Origin of the sequence: Mesorhizobium sp. M5C.F.Ca.IN.020.32.2.1, assembly GCF_004023105.1 — a bacterium.
GTDB lineage: Bacteria > Pseudomonadota > Alphaproteobacteria > Rhizobiales > Rhizobiaceae > Mesorhizobium > Mesorhizobium wenxiniae.
The window spans coordinates 1-491 of the sequence record NZ_RZSX01001638.1 but is presented as its reverse complement, the minus strand read 5'-3'; the positions used below and the strand labels follow the sequence as shown (position 1 = coordinate 491).

Here is a 491-nt window from a genome sequence, read left to right as displayed (position 1 = left end):
GTGTAACTGCGCGGGCGCGCCCCTAATCCGTCTTCTCGTCGAGCAGCCCCGAGACGAAATCGAATAGACCGGGCCGGCGGTCGCGTCTGAGCCGTTCGGCGATGACGATGCCGCGCACTTCGGCGAAGGCGCGGTCGAGATCGTCGTTGATGATGACGAAATCATATTCCTTCCAGTGCTCGATCTCGTTGCGGGCGTTTTTCAGACGCGTCTCGATCACCGATTCCTGGTCCTCGGCGCGGCGCTTCAGCCGCGCCTTCAATTCTTTCATCGAGGGCGGCAGGATGAAGATCGAGACGATGTCGGCGCGCATCTTCTCCTTGAGCTGCTGGGCGCCCTGCCAGTCGATGTCGAACAGCATGTCGCGGCCCTGTGCCAGCGCCAGTTCGGCCGGTTCACGCGGCGTCGCATAGCAATTGCCATGCACTTCGGCCCATTCGAGCAGTTCGTCTGAATCGCGCAGCCGCTCGAACTCGCGCATGGTCCGGAAA

General features: G+C 62.1%; 1 protein-coding gene. It reads right to left on the bottom strand.

Going from position 1 to position 491, the window contains the following annotated elements:
* Positions 1–22 precede the first annotated feature (22 nt).
* The coding region (locus EOA86_RS37900) for a guanylate kinase (RefSeq protein WP_128345898.1) at positions 23–491 on the bottom strand (469 nt) is incomplete at its 5' end.